Below are 25,473 nucleotides of genomic sequence, written 5' to 3'. Positions count from 1 at the left end.
CCATCAAGCCCGCGACCCTCAATACCATCACCGCCGCTGTCGCTTGCGGTGGTGATGTGCACGTGCTGGTGGCCGGCCTGAACGCCGGCGCCGCCGCCGCTGCCGCCGCCCAGATCGCTGGCGTGAGCAAAGTCATTCACGCCGACGGCGAAAGCCTGGCCCACGGCCTGGCCGAGAATGTCGCCGCCCAAGTGCTGGCTCTCCAGGGAAGTGGTGCCGGCAACTACAGCCACATCCTGTTCCCGGCCACGGCTGGCGGCAAGAACGTGGCTCCGCGCGTGGCCGCCCAGCTGGATGTGGCGCAGATCAGCGACATCACCAAGGTGATCGCCGCCGACACTTTCGAGCGCCCGATCTACGCCGGCAACGCCATTGCCACCGTGCAATCCGGCGATGTCACCAAAGTCATTACTGTGCGCACGACTGGCTTTGACGCTGCTGTGGCTTCCGGTGGCTCGGCCGCCGTGGAAACCGCTGCTGCCGCGACGGACGCGGGCCAGAGCAGCTTTCTTGGCAGCGAAATCGCCAAGAATGACCGACCCGAACTGACCGCCGCCAAGATCATCGTTTCCGGCGGCCGGGCGCTGGGTAGCAAGCAGCAGTTCGACGCAGTGATCACGCCCCTGGCCGACAAGCTGGGCGCGGCCATCGGTGCTTCGCGCGCTGCCGTGGACGCAGGCTACGCCGCCAACGACTTGCAGGTCGGTCAGACCGGCAAGATCGTCGCGCCGCAGCTGTACATCGCGGCCGGCATCTCGGGTGCGATCCAGCATCTGGCCGGCATGAAGGACTCCAAGGTGATCGTGGCGATCAACAAGGACCCTGAAGCGCCTATCTTCTCGGTGGCCGATTACGGCTTGGAAGCCGATCTGTTCAGCGCCGTGCCGGAGCTGGTCGCGAGCGTTTGAACGTGCATGCCGGTGCCTTGGCTTGCCGGGATGAATTTTTGCTGCCGGTTTGTTCGGATGCCATAAAAGACACGCTATAATCGAAATCTACGGTGGCTGTAGCTCAGTTGGTAGAGTCCAGGATTGTGATTCCTGTTGTCGTGGGTTCGAGCCCCATCAGCCACCCCAGAATATTTAGCGCCAGGCTTACCCCTGGCGCTATTTTTTTTGTCTGAAACGCTGGTTTGACCAGGCCTGGATATTGATCCGCCCCCGGAAGCTGGAAACACTTCAAGGGGGGCATGGATGGTTCCGCTGGATCAGCGTTCTCCCAGAGACTCCGAAAATGTCTTTGCTATCGGTTTGGTCAGGTAGCGCAAGACGGTTTTGCGTCCGGTGTTGATTTCCACGGTGGCCGTCATGCCTGGCTGGATCAGGATGGGTTCGCCGTTCTTGCCGACCAGCTGGTGTTCGCTGGTCTTGATCTGCACGCGGTAATAGGGCTGCTCGTTGCCCTTGTTGTCCTCGTTCAGGGTATCGGCGCTGATGTAGCTGACCGTGCCTCTGAGGCGCCCGTAGATGCCGTAGTCGTAGGCGTCCAGCTTGATCGCTGTCTGCAGGCCGGGTTTGATGAAGGCGATGTCGGCCGGTTTGACTTTCGCTTCGATGATCAAGTCATCGTCGGTGGGCACGATCTGCAGGATTTCCTCGCCAGGCTTGGCCACGCCGCCCAGGGTGGTCAGACGCACGTTGCGAACGATGCCGTCGGTGGGCGCATAGATGTCGGTCGAACCCAGTTGTTCCTTGCGTTGCGTGACGGTCTGCAGCACGCCGGCCAGGTCTTCCTGGGCTTTCACCAGATCCGTCTGACTGTCCTGCAGGTATTTGTTGCGCCGGTTCGTGATCTGCGCCTGGATGTCCACGACCTGGCGCCGCAGCTTGAGTACTTCGGCGCGGCTCACATCGCCCGTTTCCAGCAGCGGCAAGTTCATTTCCAGCTCTTCCTTGATCAGCGCCAAGGCGTTCTCCAGTGCGCCGACTTCAGCCTGTACGGCCCCCTGGCGTTTGTTGAACAAGCTCATCTGGTTGTCGCGGAACTCCGGATATGCCTGCAGTTCCTTGGGAAATTTCGGCCTGCCGCCAAACACTTCGGCGTGCAGGCGCGCCACGGCCGCCGTCAGGCCTGCGGACTTCGCCGTGCTTTCCAGATAGCTCGCTTCAGCGCGTGTGCGGTCAAAACGGGCGAGCAGCGCGCCTTTCTTCACGATACTGCCTTCGTGCACGCGCAGTTCAGCGAGCACGCCACCGTCGGTGACCTGAATCACCTGGTTGCGCGAGCTGGCAATCACCTGGCCATTGGCGCGTGTGACCTGATCCAGCTCGGCCCACGATGCCCAGGCGATGACGCCGGTCAGGGCCGCCGTACAGCTCCAGATCAGCACCCGTCCGCGTTTCGTATTCTTTTTGGTTTCCACTGGGTCCAACTTCATGCGGTGGCTCCTTGTTCCATGGGCAGTGCCACCGGTGCCGTCGGCGGTGACTTGCCGGAAAGCCTGGCCAGGACCACATCGCGGGGGCCGTCGAGCAGTACCCGGCCGGCCTGCAGCACGACCAGACGGTCGAGCAGGGGCAGAAGGGCGTTCTTGTGCGTGGTGGCGACCATGGTCACGCCTTCGTCCGCGAGTTCGCTCAGCAGCGCCACGATGCGCGACTCGGTCTTCGCGTCCATGGCGCCCGTGGGCTCGTCCAGCAGCCAGATCCTCGGCTTGGCCAGCAGCAGGCGCGTCAGAGCGATCAGCTGCCTTTGCCCGCCCGAGACTCCGCGGCCGCCTTCGGTAATCGCCAGCGCCAGTCCGCGCGGCTGGCCGAGTATGAGCTCGATCAGTCCCGTGCGTTTCGCGGCTGCCAGGATGGCTTCCTCGCCCGGGTCGGCGAGCCCCTGCAGCAGGTTGTCGCGCAAGGTGCCGCTGAACAAACGCGCCTCTTGCGGCAGGTAGCCGATCATTTCGCGCACCACCGGTGGTGCCAGCAAGGCCATGTCCATGTCGCCCAGGTAGGCCTTGCCTTCGGCCGGCTGGTACATGCCGGAGGCCAGTTTCAGCAAGGTGCTCTTGCCCGAACCAATGACGCCCACCAGGCCGACACGCTCGCCAGGTCGGATGGACAGTGCTTCCACGTCCAGCGCCACTTTCTGCGCACCGCCGTAGGTGAAGCGCACGCGTTCGAAACGCAGGCCGGGCTCGAGGCTGCGCGGCGTCAGCGAGAACGCTGCGTTGTCCGCCTCATTGGGCAGGCTGATGACTTGCTCCAGGCCGTCCAGCGAGGCGCGCGCATGCGCCCACTGCACCATCACGGCGGGCAGTTGCACGATGGGCATCAGGGCGCGGTTGCTGATGATGGTGCAGGCCATCAGTGCGCCCATGGTCATCTGGTTCTCGGCCACGAACCAGGCTCCCATGGAGATGAGCGCCACGTTGGTCAGCTGTTGGAAGGCTGCCGTGATGTTTTGCGACAGGGCAGCGTAGTCGCGGATATTTTGTTCCGCATGGCTGGTCTCGGCCACCAGTCCGGCCCAGCGCGACTGCATCATCCATTCGGCGCCACTGCCTTTGAGCGTTTCCACGCCATCGACGGCTTCGACCAGCAGACCGGCCTTGCGGTTGCTGGCATTGAGGTTCTTGCGCGTATGGCCGTGGATGGCGCGCTGGAACATCAGGCCGCACGCGAGGGCCAGCGGCAGGGCTACCAGCGGCACCACCACCAGCGGGCCTCCGATGACGAAGATCATGACCAGGAAGATCAAGGCGAAAGGCACGTCCGTCAGCACGAACAGCGAGGTGGAAGTGAGCACGCCGCGCACCATCTCGAAACCTTTCACCTGTGCCGCCAAGGTACCCACCGAGGCCGGCCGTGCTTCCATGCGAATGCCCAGCATGCGTTGGAAGAACCACTCGGACAGTTGGTGGTCGACTTCGTTGCAGGAGTGGTCGACGATGCGGCTGCGTACCTGCTTGAGGATGAATTCCAGGCCTATCGCCAGGGTCACGCCGACCCCCAGCACCCACAGGGTGCTGAAGCTCTGGTTGGGAATCACGCGGTCATACACCTGCATGGAGAACAGCGAGGCGGCCATGGTCAGCAGGGTGACCAGCGTGGTGGCCAGTACGGCGTCGAAAAACACGCCTTTCTTCAGCCACAGCGCGTCGCGCACCAGGCCCAGGGCGCTGGGTGGAGCGGCATCCTGGGGGCTGCGTTGGGGCAGGCCCACGCAGACCAGGTCGCTTAGGGAAGCCAGCTGCAAGGCCTGGCCATCAATGCCTTCGCCGCGCCAGATGCCGTCGGCGCCGCGCGATTGCAGCAGCCCCCAGCCGGTGCGGGGGGTGTAGACGGCAAACGGCAGTTCACCCGGCGTGGGTGCGTTCAGTACGCGCGCCGCGCCATCGAGTCCCGCGGCCTGCCAGAGCGATGTCAGCAGGGCGCCGGGCTCTCCCTCTTCAGGGAGCTGTTCCAGTGGGCGCTGCAAGCTCGCCAGACGGGCTGCGGCCAGGTGCTGACCTGTCAAGCGGGCGGCCTTGTCGATGAGTGTCAGCAAGCCGTGCTTGATGGGGGTATTCATGGTGTCGTCTCGTCGTGTTCTGTCGTGTCACTGGGCGCGGATCGCTGTGGCGGGCGCCATGCGGTTGGACAGGGTGTCGGTCTGCGCGGCCAGACGCAGGCTGGCGGCAATGGCCTGTCCCCGCGTGTCTTCCAGCGCGAACTGCGCTTGCGTGGCTTCGCGCACGGCGTTGAGCACATCGTTCCAACTCTTGCGCCCGATCACGTACTGGCGCGCATACGACTCAAACACCTGGCTGGATGTCGTGCTCGCCTCGCCCGCGTTGCCCAGGCGCTGCCGGCTCGCTTGTGCCTCGTTCCAGTCCAGAATGAAGCGTTCACGCACGTCGCGCTCGGCCGCTTCGTGCGCCGCGCGTACGCCTTCGCGTTTGGCCACGGCCGCATCCACCCCGGCCTTGGCAGACAGGCCGGCACCAGGCTGCATCTGCAACAGCAACATGGCGCGAGCGCGGTTGTCCGTGTTGATGCCGCCGGTGGGTTTTTCCATGCGCAGCACCACCTTGGGCATGTACGCCGAGCGTTGCAGGTGGATGTCGGATTCGGCCGCCTGGGCTTCGAAATCGAGGCGGCGCAGGGTGGGGGAGTAGGCAATGGCCTGGTGCATGACGCGCTCCAGGCTGGCGCCTGGCAGTGGTTCGCCCACGCCCACGCCGGCGCTGTTGACGAGACGCACGGGCCGCCCCGTGAGCTGCGACAACTGCGCCAAAGCGCTGTCCAGCGCCTGGCGCGCATTCGACACATCATTGGCTGCCTGGTACATGCGCGATTCGGCCAAGCGCTGGTCCGTTTGCGAACTCACCGACTGCAGCACGCGGCGCTTGATCATGTCCAGCAGGCGCTGGTGCTCGGCCAGGCCTTTTTCGGCCGAATCCATGCGGGCCGTCTGGCGCAGCGCTTCCGTGTAGGCGGCGATCACGCGCAAGGAGAGATTCAGGCGTTCTTCGTCGATGGACGCTCCCGCCGCATCCACCCGGCGGCCGGCTGCGTCGATGCCGGCGTCAATGCGCCCGCCGCTCCATAGCGGCTGCTCGATGCGCAGCACGCCGCTCGCTTCTCGAGAGCCGGTGGGGACTTCGGCCGAGAGGCTTGGAAAGCGCTGCCACTGCGCGCCGTCGAGCTCGGCGCGCGCAGCATCTTGCGCTGAACGCTTGCCTGCGATGGCGGGATGGCTTTGCAGCGCCTGCTGCAGGATCTGGTCGAAGTTCCAGGCGCTCGCCTCTTGGGCAGCGACAAGCGGTGAGGCGGCTGCCAGCAGGATGCCGACAGAGGAAAGGATGGCGCGCCAGCTGCGCCGCAGTGGTTGCGATACTTGGAAACTACGGAATCTCATCCGGCATTTTTCTGGCCTGTGGCCTATGGGTCTTCAATCGGTATTGCAGGGCGACGGGGAGCGCGGGCTTACGGCACCCGCGCTCCTTCTTGCGTAGTTGCAACGGCCTTGGGCTTCAAATATGGAAGTTGGCCGCTGTCAGCTGCGAGATGTTCACGCTACCGAGCAGCACCAGCGCCGTATCGATAGCGTGTGCGTTGCTGAGGTCGCTCGAGTGGTAGACCGTCACGGCGCCATTGTTTTGCGCATCCGCGATGACGATGTAACCCTGTCCGGACAAGACGCTGTTGTCCGCTGCAATGGCGCTGGCGGCGTCCTGGATGGACACGGCCGTGCTGTCGAAGATGAACAGGTTGTCGGCGCCGAAGTCCGTGTGCAGATTGACTCCCACGGCCGCGGATGCCGTCAGGTGGGCGATGCCCGACATGTCGATCACGTCGCCGCCTGCTGTCGGCAGACCGGTGTGGAAGTCGGTCACCGTCAGCGGGTTGTGCAGGGCATTCTGGCCCAGCACGAACAGCTGGCTGGCATCGGTCAGGTCGGCGAGCGCCTGGGCCGCGGCCGCCGCGGCAGCATCGGCATCCGCCGCGACCGTCAGCGAGGTGGCATTCGTCAGGTCCGCTTTTGCCTGCGCCTGCAGGGCGGCGGCGGCTGCCGCGTCGGCTGCCAGTTGCAGGGCGCTGGCGTCCGTCAGGTCGGCGGTATGCGCCGCGGCCGCTGCTGCCGCTGCGGCAGTGGCTGCGGCAGTGGCCAGGGCTGTGGCGTCGGTCAGGTCGGCCAGGGCTTGGGCGTTGGTGGCGTTGGCGGCGTCCGCAGCCGAGACCAGGGCCAGGGCGTTGGCGTCTGTCAGCGCGGCGATTGCATTCGCCTGTGCCAGGACGACATCGGCGGCCTGGGCGTCGGCGCGGGCCTGGGCCGCTTGGGTATCGTCGGCAGAGGCGGCATTGGCATTGGCGTGTGCTTGCGCGGCGGCTGCTGCCGCGTTGGCGGCCGCCGCATCGTCGGCTTGCGCGGCCTGCAAGGCCAGCAGGGATGCGTCGGCCTGTGCTTGTGCCAGGGGCGCGGCGGCATCTGCCGCATGGGCGGCGAGCGCGGCTGCTGCCGCGTTGTTTGCGGCGAGGGTGGCCGCCGCAGCTGCCGCATCGTCGGCCTGAGCCGCCTGCGTGAGGGCCAGCGAGATGGCGGCCTGGGAGAGCGCCGCGGCTGCAACGGCGTCGTCGTTCTGGGCTGCCGTGGCCGCTGCCAAGGCGCTGGCCGCCGTTGCCGCCGTGCTGACTGCCAAGGCATCGGCGGCGATGGCTGCACTGTGTGCGGCCGCTGCGGAGGCGGCATTTGCCGCCGCCAGGTTCGCAGCCGCATCCTCGGCCTGTGCTTGCTGCGCGGCCAGCAGTGCGGCAGCGGCCGCCGTCGCACTGGCTGCGGCCGCGGCGTCGGCAGCGGCCGCAGCCGTGGCTGCTGCTTGCGCTACCGATGCGGCGGCTGCCGCTGCGGCGGCGGCCTGGTCGTCGGCGACGGCGTTGTCGTGCGCCGTCTGGGCATTGGCGGCATTCGCCGCCGCCACGGCGGCTGCCGCGTCGGCCGCCTGGGCCGCTTGAGTGGCGGCCAGGGAAATGGCGGCGGCTACTGCTGCCGCTGCCGCGGCGGCATCATCGGCATGCGCATTTTGCGCCGCGAGCTGGGCGGCGGCTGCCGCGATGGCAGCGTCGGCAGCAGCGGCGTCGGCGGCGAGGGCCGTGTTCAGCGCCGCTTGTGCAGCGGCGGCTGCCGTGGCAGCAACTGCCGCCGTGGCATCGTCCGATTGTGCGTTGAGCGCGGCGGCCTGCGACAGGGCTGCTTGCGCCGCCGCCGCTGCCGCGGCGCTGTCTGCAGCCTGTGCGATGACTGCCGCCGCATGCGCCGATGCCGCAGTGGCGGCCGCAGTGGCCGCCGCCGCATCATCGGCCTGCGCCGCCGCCAGGGCCGCATGGGCGGCGGCCGCATTGGCATAGGCTTGGGCCGCGTCATTGTCAGCAGCTTGCGCGGCGGCGAGCAGGTTCAGCTTGAGCGTCCTGTCATTGTCGGCATCCAGGGCGTTGGTATCGGCTGTGACTGCGGCATTCAGGTTGGCGATGGCCGCGTTGAGTGCGGCGTGGGCATTGATGGCCGCCGTGTCGGCCTGTTGCGCGGCCAGCGTGGCGGCCGCCGAGAGCGCCGCCGTGTGCGCGGCGCTGGCGGCGGCGGCGTCGGCGGCCAGCGCGGCACTGGCAGCGGCCAGTGCGTTGTTGGCAGGCGTGGCGAGGGCCGCCAGGCCGGCGTCGGTCATCAGCGCGTCGTCGGCAAGGATCTGTGCGGCCGCCACAGCGGCCGCCGTGCTTGCCGCCGTGGCGTCGGCGGCCAGGGCTGCATCGCTGGCAGCGAGCGAGATGCTGGCTGCCAATACGGCCGCGTTGAGTGCCGTCGTGGCCGCATTCAGGGCCGCTTGCGCGTTGTTGGCCGCAGTGGCTGCCGCGGCGGCGGCGTTGTCGTCGGCCAGGGCCTGGTTCAGCGCGGCCAGCGCGCTGGCTGCCGTTGCCGCGGTCGTACCTACGGCGAGATCGGCGGCCTGCGCGGCTTGGGTGGCGGCCAGCGAGATGGCGGCCGTGAGGGCAGCGGCAGCGGCGGCGGCATCGTCCGCTTGCGCTTGCTGCGTGGCGGCGGCCGACATGGCGGCTGTGGCGGCGGCGGCTGCGGCAGCCGTGTCGGCGGCGGTGGCAGCGTTGGCGGCGGCTGCGGCGTTGGTGGCGTTGAGCGCTGCCGCGACGGCGGCCGCATCGTCGGCCAGCGCCGCATTCAGCGCGGCCAGGGCGTTGGCGGCGATGGTGGCGGCGCTGGCAGCGGCGTTGTCGGCCGCTTGCGCCGCTTGTGCGGCCGCTTGCGAGGCGTTGGCGGTGCTGGCTGCCGTGGCCGCGGCGAGATCGTCGGCGACGGCTGCGGCCGTGGCAGCGTTTGCCGTCGCGGCGGTAGCGGCGGTGGCGGCCGCATTGGCATCGGCCTGCAGTGCCGCATTCAGGGCCGCCAGGGCGTTGGCCGCCGATGCTGCCGTCGAAGCGGCGGCCGCATCGGCCGCTTGCGCGGCCTGGGCCGCTGCCAGCGAGGTGGCGGCGACGCCAGCGGCGGTCGCCGCGGCGGCATCGTCGAGCTGTGCCGCAGTGGCATTCGCCTGCGAAGTCAGCGCCAGCGTGGCTGCAGAGGTCGCGGCATTGTCGGCGGCGATCGCCTGGTTCAGGGCCGTCAGCGATGCGGCCGCCGTGGCCGCCGTCGAGGCGGCTGCCGCGTCGTCGGCCTGCGCTGCCAGCGCGGCGGTGTGTGACAAGCTCGCCGTGGTGGCGGCTGTGATTGCTGCCAGCGCCGCCACCAGGTCGAGTGGATGGGCGGCGGAATAGGCGGCCAGGGATGCGGCATTCGCGGCATCGTTGTTGGCGGTGCTGGTCAGCGCGGCGGCATCGGTCAGCGCGGCCTGGGTGGCGGCCACGGTGGCCGCCGTGTCGTCAAGCGTGTGGGCGGTAGCCAGAAGCACGGCATCGGTCAGGGCGGCAGTGGCGGCGGCCTGCGCCGACGCGGTGGCATTGATCGCTGCCACTTGCTCCAGGGCGACGGCATCGGTCAGATTGGCCGTGGTTTGCGCGGCGTGAGCCGCAGCCGCATCGACGGAGGCGGTCAGTCCCAGGGCCACGGCATCCATCAGGTTGGCGGTGGCGGCTGCCGCATTGGCAGCGGCGGTGGCGGCCGTCGAGACGGTGCCCAGTGCCACGGCATCGGTCAGGTTGGCGGTGGCGGCAGCTTCGTTGGAGGCTGTGGTGGCGGCCGTCGAGACCAGGCCCAGTGCCACGGCATCGGTCAGACCGGCCGTGGCTTGCGCGGCGCTGGCCATGGCAGCTTCGGCGGTGGCGACCAGGCCCAGTGTCACGGCATCGGTGAGCGATGCGGTGGCGGCTGCTGCGTTGGCGGCGGCCGTGGCGGCCGTCGAGACGGTTCCCAGCGCCACGGCATCGGTCAGGTTGGCGATATTCGTCGCCGCATAGGCGGCGGCGTCGGCGGCGGCGGAAATCAGACCCAAGGCGGTGGCGTCGGTCAGATTGGCCGTTGCCTGCAAGGCGGCGGCCGTGGTCGCATTGGCCGTGGAGACCAGTCCCAGCGCCGTGGCATCCGTCAGCGCTGCCAGATTGGCGGCCGAGGCGGCCGCCAGCCCATCGGCGGTGGAGACGAGGCTCAGCGCGATGGCGTCCGTCTGGCCGGCGGTCGTTACAGCGTTGGCGGCGGCGGCATCGGCGGCCAAGGACACCAGGCCCAGGGCCGCGGCATCGGTCTGGTTGGCGACGAATTGTGCTGTTGTCAGGGTATTTTGTGCCAGCGTATTGGCGGCGGTCAGCGAGGTGACTGCGGCCTGGGCGGCGAGTTCGGCGGCGGCGTCGGCGGTGGAAACCACGCCCAGCGCGCCGGCATCGGTGAGTGCGGCGGTGGTCTGTGCTGCGATCGCGGCGATTTGTGCCGCAACTGCTGCGCTCAGGGCCGAGATATCAATCCCGCCGAGAAGCGCAGCCGTTTCAGCCGCCGATACGGCGGCAGCTGCGACGTCAGCGAGCGCGGCGGCGTCGGTCAGGTTGGCGGTGGTCTGCGAGGTGGCTGCCGCCAGCGCATCCGCGCTGGAGATGAGGCCAAGGGCGTCGGCATCCGTCTGTCCGGCATCGAAATCGGCATTATCGGCATCCAGCTGCAAGGCATTGACCGTGGCCGTCAGGTCGATCACGCTGGTCTGGTCAGCCGTGACCTTGGTGGCCAGGGCGGCGAGGTTGGCGAGATTGACAGCATTGAGCGCGACGTCGACGTCCAGCAGGCTGGCTTGCGCATCGGCGGCTGCCGCATCGGCGTCCGCCTGGTCGGCAGCTTGCTGCAGGGCCACGACATCGGTCCCATCGGCCACGAACTGGAGGTTGCTCGCGTGATCCGCGGCGGCCGCGGCGGCCGCGGCCAGGGCGGCAGCATCCGTCTGGTCGGCGGTGGCTTGCGCGGCCAGTGCCGCGTCGGCGTCGGCGTCGGAGACGATTTTCAGTGCGGCCGCATCGGTCAGCGCCGCCTGCGCGCTGGCGCCGGCGGATCGGTTGGCGGCCGCATCGGCAGTGATTTGCAGGGCGGCGGCATCGCTCAGCTTGGCTGTCACCAAGGCACTCGCGGCCGCGGTGGCGGCAGCGGCGGCAGCGACGTCGAGCGCGGCGGCATCCGTGTTGTCAGCCAGACCGGTGGCGGCCGTTGAGGCGTTGGCGTCGGCGTTGGAAATCACGGCCAGCGCGGCAGCGTCGCTCAGGTCGGCCTGGAACTGCGCCGCGATCGCCGCCTGCGTGACGGCGCCGGCGATCAGGCCCAGCGTGGGCGCGTCTGTCATGTTGGCTTGCGTCTGGGCATTGGCCGCGTTGGTGGCGGCCGCGTCGGCAGCTGCCTGCAAGGCCACGGCATCGGTGGCGCTGGCGATCGAGGCATCCCGGGCGGCAATGGCGGTAGCGGCGTCCGCGGCCATCGTCCGAGCGACAGCGTCGGTGAGACCCGCCAGGTTGCTGGCTGCTACGGCCACGGCTGCAGCGTTGCTTGCGGTGAAGCCCAAGGCTGCCGCATCGGTGGCATTGGCCGCTGCCGCTGCACTGGCTGCCGTCGCGGCGGCTGCATTCGCGGCGGCGGTCAGGGCGGCGGCGTCGGTGGCATTGGCCTGGCTGGCCGCTGCCGCAGCGGCGGCGGCATCGGCATCCGAGATAAGGGTCAGGGCGGCGGCATCGGTCAGACTGGCCTGTATGCCGGCCGCTACGGCCATGTTGGCGGCGGCGGTCGCTGCCAGGGCCAGCGCGGCGGCATCCGTGGCATCGGCCAGCGCCTTGGCGGCGGCGGCGGCGGCGGCATCGTTGGCCGAGACGGTGCCCAGAGCGGTGGCATCGTTCAGGCCTGCTTGCGTATTGGCGGCGGCGGCGAGGACATCGGACGCGTCGGCGATCAATTGCAGCGCTGCTGCGTCGGTCAGGTTCGCCTGCGTTTCGGCGGCTTGGGCGACGGCCTGCGCGGTGGCGGCGCTGGCGGCGGCCGTGGCGGCGGCGGCATCGTCATTTTGTGCCGATGTGGTGGCGACCAGAGCGGCGGCCGCCCTGGTTGCCGCGGCTGCGGCCGCATTGTCGTCATGGCTGGCTGCGCCGGCTGCCGCCAGCGCGGTGGCCGCTGCCGTTGCGGCGCCAAAAGCTACGGCATCGTCATGGATGGCGTTATTGGCGGCATTCAAGGCGACAGCGGCATCAGACGCCGTCTGTGCAGCCAACTGGTCGTCGCGGATGGCGGCATCCGCCGCGGCCTGCGACGCCGTCGCCCTGGCTGCGGCACTGGCTGCCATGGCATCGTCGGCCATTGCACTATTGGCGGCATTGACCGCTGCAGCGGCCGCCAGCACCTTGGCATCGGTCAATGTGGTGACGACAGATGGAGGGGGGGGCGTCGTGCCCGTACCACCACCGGTGCCGCTTGATCCGCCTGAACTGCCGGAACCCGAGACGCCTGCCGCCAAACCCACGGCACCGGCTGCCAGAGCCAGGCCACCTGCAACCCCTAGTACTCCGCCAACTGCTCCGCCGGCTGCTCCTCCCGCTGCTCCGTCCGCCGCCAAGCCAGCACTGCTGACGCTCGATACGTTGGCGGTGTCGGCGCTGCCCGTGACATCCACAATGCTGTCAGCTTGCGCGACCTGGTAGACATCATTCGATGGTGTCAGTCCGTCTTCGTCCAGCAGCTTGCGTTTACTGTTGCCTGCACCAGGCATTTTTTTTGCCATCGCCTGGAAATTGCCTGCTGTTGGCTGCACTGGGGCGCTATTAATGGCCGCAACGGAAACCTGTGCTGGAGTCGAAATGGGAGTCATTGAGGGCTTTCGGCGCAGTGCATTTGCTGAAAGCACTGGGTTTTTGATGTTTGCGAGAAATTGCGGTGAGACCGTTTTTTGGTCTCTTTGACGTGGATTGGGCTGTTTTGAATACTGAAGTCGCTCAGGGGTTATACCGCACAATACGTAAAAACTGTTACTTTTTGAAAATTGGCAACCTTGCGCGCAGTTCGGTCGGCACGGATCACTGGGCTTGCGGCAAGCGCCATTCCCTGCGGCGATGTTTGTTGCCGTCACGGTGGGGCGACGGGTGTTGAAGGCGCCCGCAGCTGCTATTTCAGTTGCCGAAACGGCGGTGCTGGCCATGGGGCAGTGGTTCGACTACTCTCCCGGGGAGGTCCGCAGCAGATTTTCAACAGGAGACGATAGCGATGGAGACAAACATGCACGAGTCGGTACGGGAGCAGGTGTCCGCGGAAGAATGGGCACAGCGTGTGGCCTTGGCGGCGGCTTATCGGTTGGTGGCGCTGCACGGCTGGGACGATTTGATCTTCACGCATTTGTCCGCGCGGGTGCCCGGACCGGACCACCACTTTCTGATCAATCCCTACGGGATGACGTTCGAGGAAGTCACGGCATCCAGCCTGGTCAAGGTGGACTTGCAGGGCCACAAGGTGATGCCGTCGGCCTATGACATCAACCCGGCGGGATTCACCATCCACAGCGCCATCCATGCCGCCCGCGAGGATGCGAATTGCGTGTTCCATGTGCACAGTCTGAACGGCGTGGCCGTGTCGGCGCAGGAGGGGGGCGTGCTGCCCATTTCCCAGCAGTCGATCTTTGTGCTGGCCTCGCTGGGTTATCACGACTATGAAGGTGTCGCGCTGCGTGACGACGAGAAGCCACGACTGGTCGCTGACCTGGGGAAAAACCAGTTCCTGATGCTGCGCAACCATGGTCTGCTCACGGTCGGGAGCAACGTGGCCAACGCCTTTCAGGGGCTTTACACCTTCGAGCGCACTTGCGACATCCAGGTGCGGGCCCAGGCGGGCGGCGGCAAGCTCGTCGGTATCGATGCAGCCATCGTATCGACGGCGATCCAGCAAGCGCGCGAAGTCACGCGCGGCGCGGGAGGTTCGTTGGCCTGGCCGGCGCTGTTGCGCCGGCTGGACCGCATCGATGACAGCTACAAGCTGTGAACTGCGGCCTGGCGCTCAGCGCGCAACCATGAGGCCATAAAAAAGGGCGCCTTCGTGGCGCCCTTTTCATGAGGCCATGCCGGCCTTGCGTTATTTGGCGCAGGCCTTGCCGTGATCGGCGTGGTTGCCCTTGGCCTTGGCATCGGCTTCTGACATGTACTCGCCGGCCTTGGTTTTGCCGTAATGCTTCGAGCCTTCACAGTGGTAGGTCTTGGAGGAAGAGTTCACCCATACTTTTCCGTTTCCACCGCCCGCCGCGGCCGCGGTGGGTGTTTTTGCCGCAGGCGCTGCAGGCGTCTTTGCCATGGGTGCGGCGGGTTTCGCCATGGGGGCGGCTGGCGCGGGCGCCGCAGCCGGGGCGCTCGTTGCTGCAGCGGGTTTTGCTGCCGGAGCGGCCGCAGGGGCGGCCGTTTGAGCAAAGCTTGTCGCAGCACAGAATAAGCCAACCGTCACTGCCAATACGCGGAGTTGAGATGTCATGGAAATTCCTTCTGGAGTTGCTCTGAAGAGCCTAAATAGGTGAGGCTCTTTTCCTTAAACGCCTTCGCAAGCGTTTGGTTGACTGGCAACGGCCAAGCCGTGAACGCTTGGAACGCAGCCCGAATTCGATGGGCCTGCGGCCCATCAGGGCGTGCAGCGGTGCGCATGGGATGCTGGAGTCAATGGCGTCTGCCGTTGCACCATGGCGCGTTGGAAGAGGGCCATGAAACGCGGAGCGACACTGGAGATGTGATAGCGCTTGCCGGTTTCCTGCGCGGCCAGGCGATAGCGCGCGCGCCGGGCCGGGTCGGCGCGCAGCGCGCGAATGGCGTTGATCCATGCATCGTCATTGTCGGGAAGCAGCAGGCCGTTGACATCGTTTTGCACCAACTCGGGCGTGAAGCCCCAGTTGGAGCCGATGACACAGCCGCCTCGGGCGAGGATTTCCATCAGCCCCCAGTTGGCGACGCCATGGCGCAAGGGATAAAGAAACAAGTCCACGTCCGCCAGCATGTCGGAGAACTCCGCATAGGGCAATCGGCCAGGAAACTCGACGACCTGCGCCGCAGGGTAGACCTTGAGCAAATGATCGCGAAAGCTGGCCACCTTGCCGCTGTAGCGGCGCTCCACCCATTGCTGTTCATAGCCATAGCTGGAGGCCGTGGGGTCGCCTATGGCCAGAAAGCGCGCGTTCCTTGCGTCCCCTTCACGTACCATGCGATCAACCAGGCGCATATAGGTTTCAAAACCTTTGGCGCTGGAAAGATCGCGCGCGGAAAACGCCACCGTGAAAGGCTGCACCCGTGCGACAGGGCTTTTGCGCAGCGGGGGCTGGATGTCAAAACCTTCGAACTGCACAGCGATCCGGTCTTGCAGCACCGCCGGGAACATGGAGCGCGCATGTGCGCTGGGGGCGATGGTGAGATCGCTGCACAACACCTGGTGGAAATGCAGCATTTCCATGTTGCGGTCGGCCAGTCGTTGCGATGCATCCGGGGGATAGGCCGTGTCCCAGCCGTGGGCCAGATAGCTGGGGAATTCGATGTAGCTGACGATGGCCGCATGCAGCTCGCCATAAAGCCAGTTGGGGGCACCCCACAGCGAGTGCGCCACCACCACGTCAATGCGCCGGCCCTGGGCTTTCTCAAAATCCTGCAGCGCCTTGAGCACGCCCCGGCTGATGCGGGCGGAGCGCTCCACCTTGCTGGAGTAGTAATAGCTTTGCGGGCCGACGATGGGTCCGTCGGGCTGGAAGGACAGCAGGTGGTCGCAAGCCGTTTCATGGTTCGCCTTGTGGCCTGGCGTGGTCATGAACCAGCAGTCTGCCATGCCGCTTGCGCGCAGATAGCTGCACAGCAAGCTGTATTGGCTGGGGTAGACGGCGCCGACGAAAACGATCAGGGGTTTGTGCATGGAGGGAGATTCACGGGAACAAGCTCAAGGCGGGTTGCGGCGAGATAGAGGCCGCAGGCTTCATTTGCCCGCCAGAACGTGGCTGGCGTTGCTCTGCGCATCGACCTCCGTATCGGCGCAGGCGCTGATGGCCAGCGGCACTTCGGGCTCTCCGTCGCTGATCTGGTATTTGCGCATTTTTTCCCACAGCACTTTGCGGCTGATGCCCAACTGGGCGGCCGTGTTCTGGCGCTTCCAGTCGTTGGCCCCCAAGGTGGCGATGATGCGGTTGCGTTCTTCCTGGTCCCAGTTGGCGCGGCTGGGAGGTGTTGGATCGATGCTGCTTGCCGCAAGCGGTATGGTGACCGCCGACAGACTTTGCGCCTGGCGCAGAATGCGCTCGGTGGCGCCTCCTGCCAGCCAGTCTTGCGTCTGACGGGCGGCCACGCCTATGCGCTCGGTCAGGTTGCGCAGCTCGCGCACGTTGCCGGGAAAGTACATCTGGGCCACGGCATCGAGGATGAAAAAGGGCGGCTCGCCGAGTTGCGCCATCAGCTCATCGCCCACCACCTTGCACAGGATGCTGCTGAAGATGGCGAGCTTGTCGGCTTCGCCGCGTTCCTCGAGGCTGGGAATCTGCAGCTCGATGACCGCCAGACGGAAGAACAGGTCGGCGCGGAACTTGGCGGCATGCACCTGCTCGCGCAAAGGCTTGTTGGTGGCAGCCACCAGCCGGAAATCCAGCCGCACGGGGGAGACCGATCCCAACCGGGTGACGGTGCGCTCCTCCAGAACGCGCAGCAGCTTGACCTGCTGGTACAGCGGCAGGTCGGCAATTTCGTCCAGGAACAGCGTGCCGCCACTGGCCTGCTCGAAAAACCCCTTGTGCGCGGTCACGGCGCCGGTGAACGAGCCTTTGGCGTGGCCGAAGAAAAGCGATTCGAACAAGCCGTCAGGGATGGCGCCGCAGTTGACCACCACGAACGGCCCCTGGCCGTAGTGGGTGTTGCGCACATGCAGGAGCTCGGCGATGCGCTCCTTGCCGGTGCCGGTCTCGCCGGTGATGAGCACGCTGTGTTCACAGTCGGCAAAAGTGTCCACGTCATGCAGCAGGCTGAGCATGCAATCGGCGACGGCGATGATTTCGTCCGAGCGCTGAGGCTGGTGCTGGGTGCTTTGCAGGCGCTGCAATATGCGCGCCAGCATGGCACGCAGCTCGGCGCCGGTAAAGTCGAATGGCAGCACATGCGAGTACTCGGTGGGATAGCTGCCGGCGCTGGCGCCGCGCAAGTTGGAGCTGACCCACAGCACCGGCATTCCGCCAAACGTGCCTTCGATGTGATGGCGGTTGAAGCGTGCGCCTTCGAGCACCGAAACGCTCACCACCGCAATGGCATTGCTGCTGTCGGCCGTGGCCGTCGGCAGGTTCAACCCATCGGCGCGCACTACGCCCACATCCATATTGAGCATGCAGCGCTCTACCCGCTCGGCAATATCGGCTTGGCCTTCCCAGACGTAGATGACTAGATCACCTTGATTCACGTTGCTTTTCCTTGTTGTCCACGCATGCGGGGGTCTGCTTCATTTAATACACCAGTTGGGCGGAATTGCACTTGACGTCCAGCGCCTTGACTTCATTGCGGCCCAGTTCAAGCCCCAGTACTTTGGTCAGCAGTGGCGAGAGAATGGCTTCGCCAAGACCATTGAGCAGCCATTTGATGGGATTCAAAATGGGTTTGAGCAGCACACAGAGTGCACCGCTGCAAGTCACGGAGTCGGAGTTCGGATTTTTCAGGGAGTCGACCAGGGCGTTTGCATCGGTCATGTTCACATTGGCAATTTGCTTCTTCAGCAGATTTTTCAAATTGGCCTCAATACATGCGTTGCCTGCCAGCAGTGCTGTCAACAGGCCTGCGCAACTGGTATAGCCATTGCCCAGTGTCGAAATGCCAAGAGCATCCAACAGGCCGTAGGGGACCGTCGTATAGGCCTTGAAGGCTTCTGAAAAGTGGCCCTGTGTCCATTTATCGGGTGGACAGATGACCAGGAAACAACTGGTGGGAATGGCGTTGTCGAACAGGAAATCGCTTTTGACGAGTGTTCCTATATAGCCTTCACTTCCTGGCGTGCCCGAACCCTTGACCATCAAATCGATGACGGCAGGTACGTTGTAGAAACCATTGACCTGGGTTTTCTCCAGATAGGCTTTGGCGAGCATCGCGATCTGGGCGTCCTGGGCTTGTTGTGCGCTTCCATCCAGACTGCTGCCCTGCCAACTCGAACCCAGTGAGGGAGGGGAAAACAGACCGCCCAGCAGCTTGAAAATCGTATCGCTGAGGGCCCCCAAGGTATCCCCCAGCAACAGGGGATTGACTTTCGTCCACAGCGATTCCTCATCGATCAGGTTCATGGTTTCATTGCGTGTCGCCAGTACCGTCGTGGTGATCGGGCCTCGGACATTCAGGGACAGAGGCGTCTTGATCAGCAGGTTCTTCGGGTCCGTGGGACTGAGCTCAGGGTGACCGATGATGATTTTTGCCACGCGCGAGTCCACCCCCAGATCGATGGACGGCTGGTTGTCGCGGTCGGGGTCAGGGCAGTAGGTGGCGGTGAGCGTTGCATCGGCGCTCACGCTGTCGATCTTGATGGGCAGTTGTATGCGCAAACCCAGAAGATCCAGCAGATCTCCCAAGACGGGCAGGCCTTTGGAGTCGATGTCCAGGTTGAGCCGGATTTGCGCACTGTTGGCCATGGTTCCTATGGGGCCGCTGGCGATGGTGGGCGGCTCGACCACGGTGAGTCCGAGCTTGATGACATTCAGGATGTTCGTGTCCTTGATCTCCAGTGCATGGCCGTTGGCCGCGATCATGATGGCGGTGTTGAGCACCGCGCCCACGGCGACCTGGGCATCGAGCGCCGCGCCATTGGGCGAGGTGGTTTTCCCCAGGGACAGAAAAGTGAAGATGCCCGGTGTGCCGGTGCTGGAGTCGCCGAGCAAGGGGATCTTGCTGTCCAGCAGTTTCACTCCCTCGATCTTCAAATCCTTGATGACATCGATGGCGGCGCGCAGGTCCGCCTTGAGGGTGTCGTCGGAGATGACGTCCAGCGAGGCGTTGAGCACCTGCAGCAGCGTGAGGTTGCTGACCTGGGCAATCTGCTGAGGCGTGAGCGCCGCCAGTCCATCAATGCCCAGGTCTATGCCCAGGGCCTTGAGCAGCCCCGAGGGTGAAATCTTGGCATTCGCCAGGCCATTGGCATCCAGCACGGTCAGCTTGTTGGCGTCCAGGCCGATCAGCGTGAGCAGCTTGCCCAAGGGGGCATCCTTGTTCAGGTTGAGCAGTTGCGAGCCGACCTGGAAAGTGGCGGTGGGTATGCTGCGCTGGGCAATGGCTTCCGCACGAATGCTGCGGCTCCAGGGGCCGGGGATAAAGTGGGGCGATTCGCCGATCAGCACCACCTGGGCGGCGTTGAGCGGAGTGATGTTGGCACTGAAATAACGTGGTGCGGTGTATTTCTTGCTGTTCCACTCGCCGCACACCACGGTCTTGGACGTGGGGCTGATGGGCGCGGGCCAATTGGCTTCCACGCTGCGGGTGCCGGCGTTGATGCAGGGCGCGCTGTTGCCGGGAAGATCAATTCCCTGCACCGCTTCAATGGCCGCCAGATCCGCGATGCGCTGCAGGTCGCGCTTGGCATAGAAGGAATAGCCCAGATCCACGACCCCGAGGACGAGCACGATGATGGACAGGAACACCGCGAACTGAATCAGCACGCTGCCGCGTTGTGGAGTGGGGTGCAGCCGGCGGAAACTGTGCGTGCGCGATGCATGCTTGAAAGCGATCGGCTGCATGGTGGAGGTTTCCTGTTGCATGGTGGAGGCCGCAAATCAATGCCCGTTGATCAGACTGTGGGCCCGGAGGGTTTGAGGCTCGATGAAATTCAGACCCCCTGCAGCGCCGAGCAGCGCAGGGCGCGCATAGGTGACGTTCAACGCCAACTGGTCAGCGCCGGAAGGCTGCAGATCGACCGTAAGGCGGCTGTCCACATCGCTGCCCAGATGGCTGCGCAATGCGGCGCTGATGGACGCACGCGCGAGTACCGCGGCGGTGTTGCGGGCTTCCGTACTGGACGGGTAGCTGCCGTCGGGTTTTTTCGCCCTGGCGGTGTTCAGCATGCGTGACACCTGCCGGGCGCCGTCGCCCGTGGCGCGGGTGATCACCTGCTGCGTTTGCAGCACTTCCCAGAAGACGAAGACTCCCAGGAAGACGGGCACCATCACAAACAGCGCCAGAATGGTGAACTCCAGCGCCGCGATACCACGCTGTTTTCGAGAGGAAAAAACGGGCCAGTGGCGCATGTCAAAACCCTTCCTGATCGACCAGAATCTGGGCTTGTGCCTGCAGGTTGGGCATGGCGATTTCCATCAAGCCCATGGTCAATGATGGAGTGAAGGCGTGCTGTGCATACGGCAGCGTCAAGCGCACTTGCAGCATGCAGGGCTTGTTGGTGGCGGGGTCGCAGGCGATCGCACCGGGCGCCATGTTGGCGGTGCAACTCGCGCTGTCATTGAGTCGGCAGACCATGAAACTGAAGTTGCTGCCCTGATTGATCGTTGCCTTGAGCCCCGCGGGCAGCCAGTCCAGGTTGCTTTGCACCACGGCCAGGGCGCGGTCCTTGCGCACGGCGCGGCTGTTCTGGAATTGCAGCGCGGCACGCGCGCCGTCTTCGGCGGCCCACTGCATGGATTCACGCACCAGAAAGCCCAGCCCAAAGCTGACGATGGCGTACAGCAGCATGAAAAAAGCGATGAAGACAAGAGCCCATTCCAGCGCGTAAACACCGCGCTGATGGCGACGTCTGGCGGCGCCGTTCAGAGGGGGTGCAGGTCGCTGAAACATGGCATGGCTCTTTGTGTTGGCTTGGCGGGGGCGGTGAATGGGGGCAATGGCACTATTGCTTCTTGAGACTCAGGCCCGACTCGTAATGCTCGGGTATGCTGGTTTCAAAGCTCTTGAGATAGCGCTGGTAGCTGCGGCTGGCCTGCTCTCCGTCGATGGGGCGGGGGCGTACGCCGGGTGAGGCGCGCTGCATGTCCCACAGCGCCTGCGTGGCGCTGCCGATGTCGATGCGCCGAACAGGCAGGGGCATGGGCTGCGCCCGGTCTGACTCCGGTGGGACTTCTGTGGAGATAGCCGTGATGAGGGCGCCGTCCACCGCGGGGCTGTTGGGGGCTGCGGTGCTGAGCTGCGTTTCCACGAAGGCGACAGCGCGGCTGGGTGCCTGATCCTCCTGGGCATGGGCGGCGGCGCTGATCGCCACAGCGATGGCCGGTATCAGCCATCGGGCTGGACGGTGCTGGCGCGCGCATGGCGCGAGGGGGAAAGTCATGGCTTGCTCCTTATTGCGGCTGGGATGGCGTGCTGTTGCCGGGCGCCTGCACGATATCGATACGGGATGGGGCAGCGTGCTGAGGCGGCAGCTGCTCGATGACGATGGTTCGCACCGCGCCGGGGGGCGCAATGGCGGGTGCCGTGTCGGCCGCGGGGGGGCGCGCGCGCACCGCCTGCTCGATGGTGATGAGTTGCGACTGCAGGGTTTGCACAGACGTTTCGTCTATCAGCGGCGGGGTGTTCTTGGCCTGGGGCTGGCGCAGGCGCTGCAGCAATTGCGAGGCTTGGTGCTGGTCCCCATTGGCCAGCCAGTACAGCGCCAGGTTCAGTTGTACGCGGGCATTGCCTGGCGCCAGCTGCGCCGCCTGCAGGATGGGCAGGGACGCGGCAGCCAGACGGCCATCGAGCATATGGGTATAGGCCAGGTCGGCCAGCACATCGGCGTCTATGGGGTTGAGCTGGCGAGCCCGCTCCAACTGGCTGACCGCTTGCGCGTAGCGCTTTTGGCCGGCGTACAGCAGGCCCAGACCGCGATGGGCGCGGGCCTGTGTGTTGCTGTCCGCATCGCCCAGCAGCGCGCGGTAGTTGGCTTCCGCAAGCTGCGGCTGACCGGTGTTGCGCTGCGCGTCGGCGCGCTTCAGACGAATTTCCGGGTTGCTGCCGTATTGGCGCTCAAAAGCATCCGCATGGGCCAGCGAGGCATACCACTGCTGGGCCTGCTGCATTTGCGCTATCAGATTCAGATAAGTCTTCTGGGGATCGACCTGCGTGGCTTGCTCGGCGCTTTCCATTTGCTGCTGGGCCTGTGCCGCGATGTTCTGCTCCGCTGCGCCATAGCCTTGCGCGGGCTTGGAGGCGCAGCCCGCGAGCGCCAGCGCGCCTGTGGCCAGCACCAGCCATGTGGCGGTCCGGCTCCTGAAAGGGTCTGTCTTGATTCGCATGGCTTATTAGCCTCCCATGGCAGAGAGCGACCGGATGACGGCGGTGAAGCCCGGGCCCGCCGTGATGACGATGAGCGCGGGCAGCAAGGTCAGTACCATGACGCCGGTCATCTTGACCGTGATGGCCCCTATCTTTTCCTTGAAGCCGGCCTGGCGTTTTTCGCGCAGCCGGATGCTGAATTCCTTGAGCGGCTCCTGCACGGCGCCGCCATGCCGGTCCACCTGCACCAGCAGGTTGACGACGGCGCTCATGTCATCGTCGGCACCCAGCACGGAAAGGCGTTGCAGCGACTGCTCGCGGCTGCGCCCGCTGCTGTAGAGCCGATTGGCCAGTGCCAGTTCTGCGCTGATCACGCGCAGCACGCTGCCGAATTCCGTGGCGAGAATCTGCAGGCTTTGGTCGATGCTCAGGCCCACGCCTTGCAGCAGTCGCAGCAAATCCATGAACAGCGGCAGCTCTTCCACGACCTGCGTGCGCCGCTTGCTGGCTTTGGAACGGATCACCCATTTGGGCAGCATCACTCCCAGGCCGAAGGCGAAAAAGCCATACATCAGTGCCTTGATGCCTGTGGGCTGCAGCAGCAGCAGCGCCAGCATGGGCAGCAACAGGCACAGCACCACACGGCTGATGACGTAGGTGAGGCCGCCGGTTGCGACTTCGATGCCGGCCTGCTCTATCAACTGCCGGTCTTCATCCGCAAAAAGCGCCTTCGCCACACGCGAGTTCAGCCAGGGCGGAGGCTTCATGCTATTGGCCACCGATTGCGCCATGGCGGCCTCCGCCTTGATGCTGGCCGGGCTGGTCGACAGCGGCTGGGCGCTGGGCATGGGAAAGGGATTCATCACCGCGGCGCTGGCCTCGCGGGCTTGCAGCACCTCTCCCACGCGCGCTTCGGCACGCGCGGAGCGGAATTCGCGCCAGATCAATACCCCGACCAGCAGGCTGGCGCCCAGCGCGGCGAGCGCGAGGCTGAGGGTCAGCAATTGCTGCGCGGTCATGCGCGCACCTTGGCTGGCATAGGACTTTCGCAGCAAGCGGGGCGTGCAAAGAAAGAAGTGATTTTCAAAGGCATGGTGTTCTCCTGCAATGACCGCGTTACTTGAGGCGGGCCAGGCGGTATAGAAAAAACGAGCCGAAAATCTGCAGTCCTGCGGCGATGAGAATCATTTTCTGGCCCACGGGGTCATGCCACATGCGCATGAAGTAGCCCTGATTGAGCACCATGATCATGGTGCCCACCAGCACGGGCAGCAGCGCCAGAATCCAGGCCGACAGGCGCACTTCCGCTGACAGGGCATGCAGCTCCCGCTCGGCGGATTGGCGATCGCGGATGTAGGCCGAAACGCGTTCGAGCACCAGATCGGCGCGGCCGCCGTAGCGTGTGGTGGTGCGAAAGACCGCGGCCAGCAGGCCGAACTCCGGCAAGCCCCAGGTGCGCTCCATCTGCTCCATGGCCTGGCCCAGGTCGGGCGAGACATTGAGCGAAGCCGACACATCCTGCAGCGCTGCGCCCAGGGGCTGGGGAACGTTGTTGCTGGCGAATTGGAAAGCCGCATGCAGCGAGTTGCCGATGGAAATCAGCCGCACCAGGTTGTCGAGAAAACCGGGCAATTGCGACAGCATTTTTGCGCGCCGCCGGCCCAATCGCAGCCAGATGCCAAACGTGCCCAGCAGCAGGCAGAACGCAAAAACCACCACGCCCATGATGGCGCCGCCTTGCAGGGCCATGAGCGAAGCCAGAACCAGCATGGCCAGCACCAGCAGTGCCAGCGTGCGCGGCGCAATGCCCCAGGCCCTGAAGCCCAGATGCTCTTCCAGCCAAGGCAATCCACGGGGCCGCACCTGCGCCGGCATCTGGGCGGCGGCCATGCCCGGCATGGCCAGCGGTCCGTTGGTATGCAGCTCGCGGCGGATTTCCAGGCCGCGCTGCAAGGTGCTCTGGATGGACGCCTGCGCTTCCTTGTGTTTGGCGCTGGAAAACAGCCACAGCGCGAGGGCCAGCAGCAGGCAGGCCAGGGCACAGAGGATCAAGATGCCTGTCATCGCGCGTTGCCTTGGCCGCCCTGGCCGGATTGCTGCTGCGAACGCCACCAGCTCAGCAGCTTGGGCGAGTGCGGGGAGATGCCCATAGAGACCCAATGGTCGACTTCCTGACCGTCGGCGCCCATCTGGGGCTCGTAGCGGTACAGCTCCTGCATGGAAATCACGTTGTCTGACATGCCCGTCAATTCGGTCAACGACAGCAGGCGGCGCCGGCCATTGGAGAGGCGGCCGATCTGCACGATGAAGTCCACGGCATTGGCAATCTGGCGTCGCAGGCTGACCTCGCTGCCCTGAAAGCCCGCAAACCCCGCCAGCATTTCGGCCCGGTACAGGCATTCGCGTGGCGAGCTGGCGTGAATGGTGCCCATGGAGCCGTCGTGGCCGGTGTTCATGGCCTGCAGCAGGTCCAGCACTTCGCCGCTGCGCACTTCGCCGACGATGATGCGGTCAGGGCGCATGCGCAGGCTGTTGACGAGCAGATCGCGAATGCTCACATGGCCGGTTCCGTCAAAGCTGCCCGGGCGGCTTTCGAGCCGCACCACATGGCTGTGGTTGAGAGACAGTTCCGCCGTATCTTCTATGGTGACGATGCGCTCGCGGCTGGGAATGAAGTTGGCCAGGGCGTTGAGCAGCGAAGTCTTGCCCGAGCTGGTGCCGCCGCTGACCAGAATATTGCAGCGGGCCTGCACGGCCATTTCCAGGATGCGGCAGATATCGGTATTGAAGGTGCCCAGCCTGACCAGGTCCTGCGGCGTCAAGGGGTCCTTGCGGAACTTGCGGATGGACACCGAGGGCCCGTCAATGGACAGCGGCGCGATGATGACGTTGATGCGGCCGCCATCGGGCAGCCGTGCGTCCACCATGGGACTGGATTCGTCCAGGCGGCGCCCCAGCGGTGCCAGGATGCGCCGCACGATGCGCATCACGTGTTCATCGTCCTTGAACTGCGAAGTTTCGCGCTGCAGCATGCCGCCGCGCGAGACGTAGATCTCCTGGTGGCCGTTGATCAGAATGTCCTCGACGTCCACGTCGTCCAGCAGCACCTGCAGGGGCCCGAGCCCCGTGAGCTCGCGGGTCAAGGCGTTGCAGACCTGCTGTGCTTCCTGGTCGTTGACGGGCACGGCATGCAGCCGGATGAAGCTGTCCAGCTCGAGCTTCACGAACTGGGCAATGGCGGCTGGAGACCAGCGACCAAATTCGGCGCCCAGTTCCTCGATGCGGCTGAGCAAATGCTCGTAGGCCGTGTTCTTGAGCTCGGCGAACAGTGCGCTGTGCTCGAACTCGGCGAGGCTGGTGTGTGCGGTGGAAGGGTAAGCCGTAGTCATCATGG

At 65.4% G+C, this 25,473-nt stretch carries 17 protein-coding genes and 1 tRNA gene; 3 read left to right on the top strand and 15 right to left on the bottom strand.

The genetic code is table 11. The annotated features are described in order from the left end of the window. The first annotated feature begins 2 nt into the window (after nt 1-2). Complete coding sequence (locus tag N0K08_RS20890) at nt 3-908, top strand: electron transfer flavoprotein subunit alpha/FixB family protein (RefSeq protein WP_261502343.1); 906 nt, start codon at nt 3-5, stop codon at nt 906-908. 92 nt (nt 909-1,000) lie between these two features. After that, nucleotides 1,001-1,076 (top strand) — tRNA-His (locus N0K08_RS20885). Nucleotides 1,077-1,207: 131 nt separating this feature from the next. Here N0K08_RS20885 and N0K08_RS20880 read toward each other — a convergent pair. The 4 genes from N0K08_RS20880 to N0K08_RS20865 form a co-directional block, all read right to left on the bottom strand. Continuing rightward, nucleotides 1,208-2,377 (bottom strand): HlyD family type I secretion periplasmic adaptor subunit, encoded by a 1,170-nt coding sequence (locus tag N0K08_RS20880; RefSeq protein WP_261502342.1) that lies wholly within the window; start codon nt 2,375-2,377, stop codon nt 1,208-1,210. Then, nucleotides 2,374-4,503 carry an ATP-binding cassette domain-containing protein gene (locus N0K08_RS20875; protein ID WP_261502341.1) on the bottom strand — a complete coding sequence of 710 codons (2,130 nt, stop codon included), beginning with the start codon at nt 4,501-4,503 and terminating at the stop codon, nt 2,374-2,376. Before N0K08_RS20875 ends, N0K08_RS20880 begins: the two co-directional genes overlap by 4 nt. A gap of 27 nt (nt 4,504-4,530) precedes the next feature. After that, complete coding sequence (locus N0K08_RS20870; RefSeq protein ID WP_261502340.1) at nt 4,531-5,832, bottom strand: TolC family protein; 1,302 nt, start codon at nt 5,830-5,832, stop codon at nt 4,531-4,533. Nucleotides 5,833-5,947: 115 nt separating this feature from the next. Further along, nucleotides 5,948-12,286, bottom strand: a complete 6,339-nt coding sequence (locus tag N0K08_RS20865) for a hypothetical protein (protein WP_261502339.1) — start codon at nt 12,284-12,286, stop codon at nt 5,948-5,950. Between the two features lie 842 nt (nt 12,287-13,128). On the opposite strand from N0K08_RS20865, the gene N0K08_RS20860 reads away from it, so the two are divergent. Next, nucleotides 13,129-13,896, top strand: coding sequence for a class II aldolase/adducin family protein (locus N0K08_RS20860; RefSeq protein WP_408642991.1), 768 nt, complete (start codon nt 13,129-13,131; stop codon nt 13,894-13,896). A gap of 90 nt (nt 13,897-13,986) precedes the next feature. Here the strand turns inward: N0K08_RS20860 and N0K08_RS20855 are convergent, their stop codons facing one another. From N0K08_RS20855 to N0K08_RS20805, 11 genes are all read right to left on the bottom strand, one after another. After that, nucleotides 13,987-14,376, bottom strand: coding sequence for a hypothetical protein (locus tag N0K08_RS20855; RefSeq protein ID WP_261502337.1), 390 nt, complete (start codon nt 14,374-14,376; stop codon nt 13,987-13,989). A 144-nt stretch (nt 14,377-14,520) separates the two neighbouring features. Next, nucleotides 14,521-15,789, bottom strand: a complete 1,269-nt coding sequence (locus tag N0K08_RS20850) for a glycosyltransferase (protein WP_261502336.1) — start codon at nt 15,787-15,789, stop codon at nt 14,521-14,523. A gap of 60 nt (nt 15,790-15,849) precedes the next feature. Beyond that, entirely contained in the window at nt 15,850-17,310 is a 1,461-nt protein-coding gene (locus N0K08_RS20845; protein ID WP_261502335.1) for a sigma 54-interacting transcriptional regulator, read from the bottom strand. A gap of 43 nt (nt 17,311-17,353) precedes the next feature. Next, nucleotides 17,354-19,618 (bottom strand): pilus assembly protein TadG-related protein, encoded by a 2,265-nt coding sequence (locus tag N0K08_RS20840; protein ID WP_261502334.1) that lies wholly within the window; start codon nt 19,616-19,618, stop codon nt 17,354-17,356. A 36-nt stretch (nt 19,619-19,654) separates the two neighbouring features. Further along, nucleotides 19,655-20,125 carry a TadE/TadG family type IV pilus assembly protein gene (locus N0K08_RS20835; RefSeq protein WP_261502333.1) on the bottom strand — a complete coding sequence of 157 codons (471 nt, stop codon included), beginning with the start codon at nt 20,123-20,125 and terminating at the stop codon, nt 19,655-19,657. 1 nt (nt 20,126) lies between these two features. Further along, nucleotides 20,127-20,666 (bottom strand): TadE/TadG family type IV pilus assembly protein, encoded by a 540-nt coding sequence (locus N0K08_RS20830; protein WP_261502332.1) that lies wholly within the window; start codon nt 20,664-20,666, stop codon nt 20,127-20,129. Between the two features lie 52 nt (nt 20,667-20,718). Further along, nucleotides 20,719-21,156 (bottom strand): DUF3613 domain-containing protein, encoded by a 438-nt coding sequence (locus tag N0K08_RS20825; RefSeq protein ID WP_261502331.1) that lies wholly within the window; start codon nt 21,154-21,156, stop codon nt 20,719-20,721. Between the two features lie 10 nt (nt 21,157-21,166). Beyond that, a complete protein-coding gene (locus N0K08_RS20820) occupies nt 21,167-22,099 on the bottom strand; it encodes a tetratricopeptide repeat protein (protein ID WP_261502330.1) in 933 nt (310 codons plus the stop codon). Nucleotides 22,100-22,105: 6 nt separating this feature from the next. Next, nucleotides 22,106-23,098 carry a type II secretion system F family protein gene (locus N0K08_RS20815; protein WP_261502329.1) on the bottom strand — a complete coding sequence of 331 codons (993 nt, stop codon included), beginning with the start codon at nt 23,096-23,098 and terminating at the stop codon, nt 22,106-22,108. 97 nt (nt 23,099-23,195) lie between these two features. After that, nucleotides 23,196-24,143, bottom strand: a complete 948-nt coding sequence (locus tag N0K08_RS20810; RefSeq protein WP_261502328.1) for a type II secretion system F family protein — start codon at nt 24,141-24,143, stop codon at nt 23,196-23,198. Beyond that, nucleotides 24,140-25,471 carry a CpaF family protein gene (locus tag N0K08_RS20805; protein ID WP_261502327.1) on the bottom strand — a complete coding sequence of 444 codons (1,332 nt, stop codon included), beginning with the start codon at nt 25,469-25,471 and terminating at the stop codon, nt 24,140-24,142. Before N0K08_RS20805 ends, N0K08_RS20810 begins: the two co-directional genes overlap by 4 nt. Nucleotides 25,472-25,473: the final 2 nt, after the last annotated feature.

The organism is Acidovorax bellezanensis (genome assembly GCF_025421555.1).
GTDB classification, from domain to species: domain Bacteria; phylum Pseudomonadota; class Gammaproteobacteria; order Burkholderiales; family Burkholderiaceae_C; genus Comamonas; species Comamonas bellezanensis.
The sequence above is the reverse complement of the archived record's forward strand: the minus strand, read 5'-3'. Positions and strand labels throughout refer to the sequence as shown.

Coding starts and splice junctions, on each gene's coding strand:
- N0K08_RS20870 (WP_261502340.1), bottom strand. CDS start 5,832: ATGAGATTCCGTAGTTTCCAAGTATCGCAACCACTGCGGCGCAGCTGG.
- N0K08_RS20855 (WP_261502337.1), bottom strand. CDS start 14,376: ATGACATCTCAACTCCGCGTATTGGCAGTGACGGTTGGCTTATTCTGT.
- N0K08_RS20815 (WP_261502329.1), bottom strand. CDS start 23,098: ATGACCGCGCAGCAATTGCTGACCCTCAGCCTCGCGCTCGCCGCGCTG.
- N0K08_RS20860 (WP_408642991.1), top strand. CDS start 13,129: ATGGAGACAAACATGCACGAGTCGGTACGGGAGCAGGTGTCCGCGGAA.
- N0K08_RS20835 (WP_261502333.1), bottom strand. CDS start 20,125: ATGCGCCACTGGCCCGTTTTTTCCTCTCGAAAACAGCGTGGTATCGCG.
- N0K08_RS20825 (WP_261502331.1), bottom strand. CDS start 21,156: ATGACTTTCCCCCTCGCGCCATGCGCGCGCCAGCACCGTCCAGCCCGA.
- N0K08_RS20840 (WP_261502334.1), bottom strand. CDS start 19,618: ATGCAGCCGATCGCTTTCAAGCATGCATCGCGCACGCACAGTTTCCGC.
- N0K08_RS20880 (WP_261502342.1), bottom strand. CDS start 2,377: ATGAAGTTGGACCCAGTGGAAACCAAAAAGAATACGAAACGCGGACGG.
- N0K08_RS20810 (WP_261502328.1), bottom strand. CDS start 24,143: ATGACAGGCATCTTGATCCTCTGTGCCCTGGCCTGCCTGCTGCTGGCC.
- N0K08_RS20805 (WP_261502327.1), bottom strand. CDS start 25,471: ATGATGACTACGGCTTACCCTTCCACCGCACACACCAGCCTCGCCGAG.
- N0K08_RS20820 (WP_261502330.1), bottom strand. CDS start 22,099: ATGCGAATCAAGACAGACCCTTTCAGGAGCCGGACCGCCACATGGCTG.
- N0K08_RS20830 (WP_261502332.1), bottom strand. CDS start 20,666: ATGTTTCAGCGACCTGCACCCCCTCTGAACGGCGCCGCCAGACGTCGC.
- N0K08_RS20875 (WP_261502341.1), bottom strand. CDS start 4,503: ATGAATACCCCCATCAAGCACGGCTTGCTGACACTCATCGACAAGGCC.
- N0K08_RS20850 (WP_261502336.1), bottom strand. CDS start 15,789: ATGCACAAACCCCTGATCGTTTTCGTCGGCGCCGTCTACCCCAGCCAA.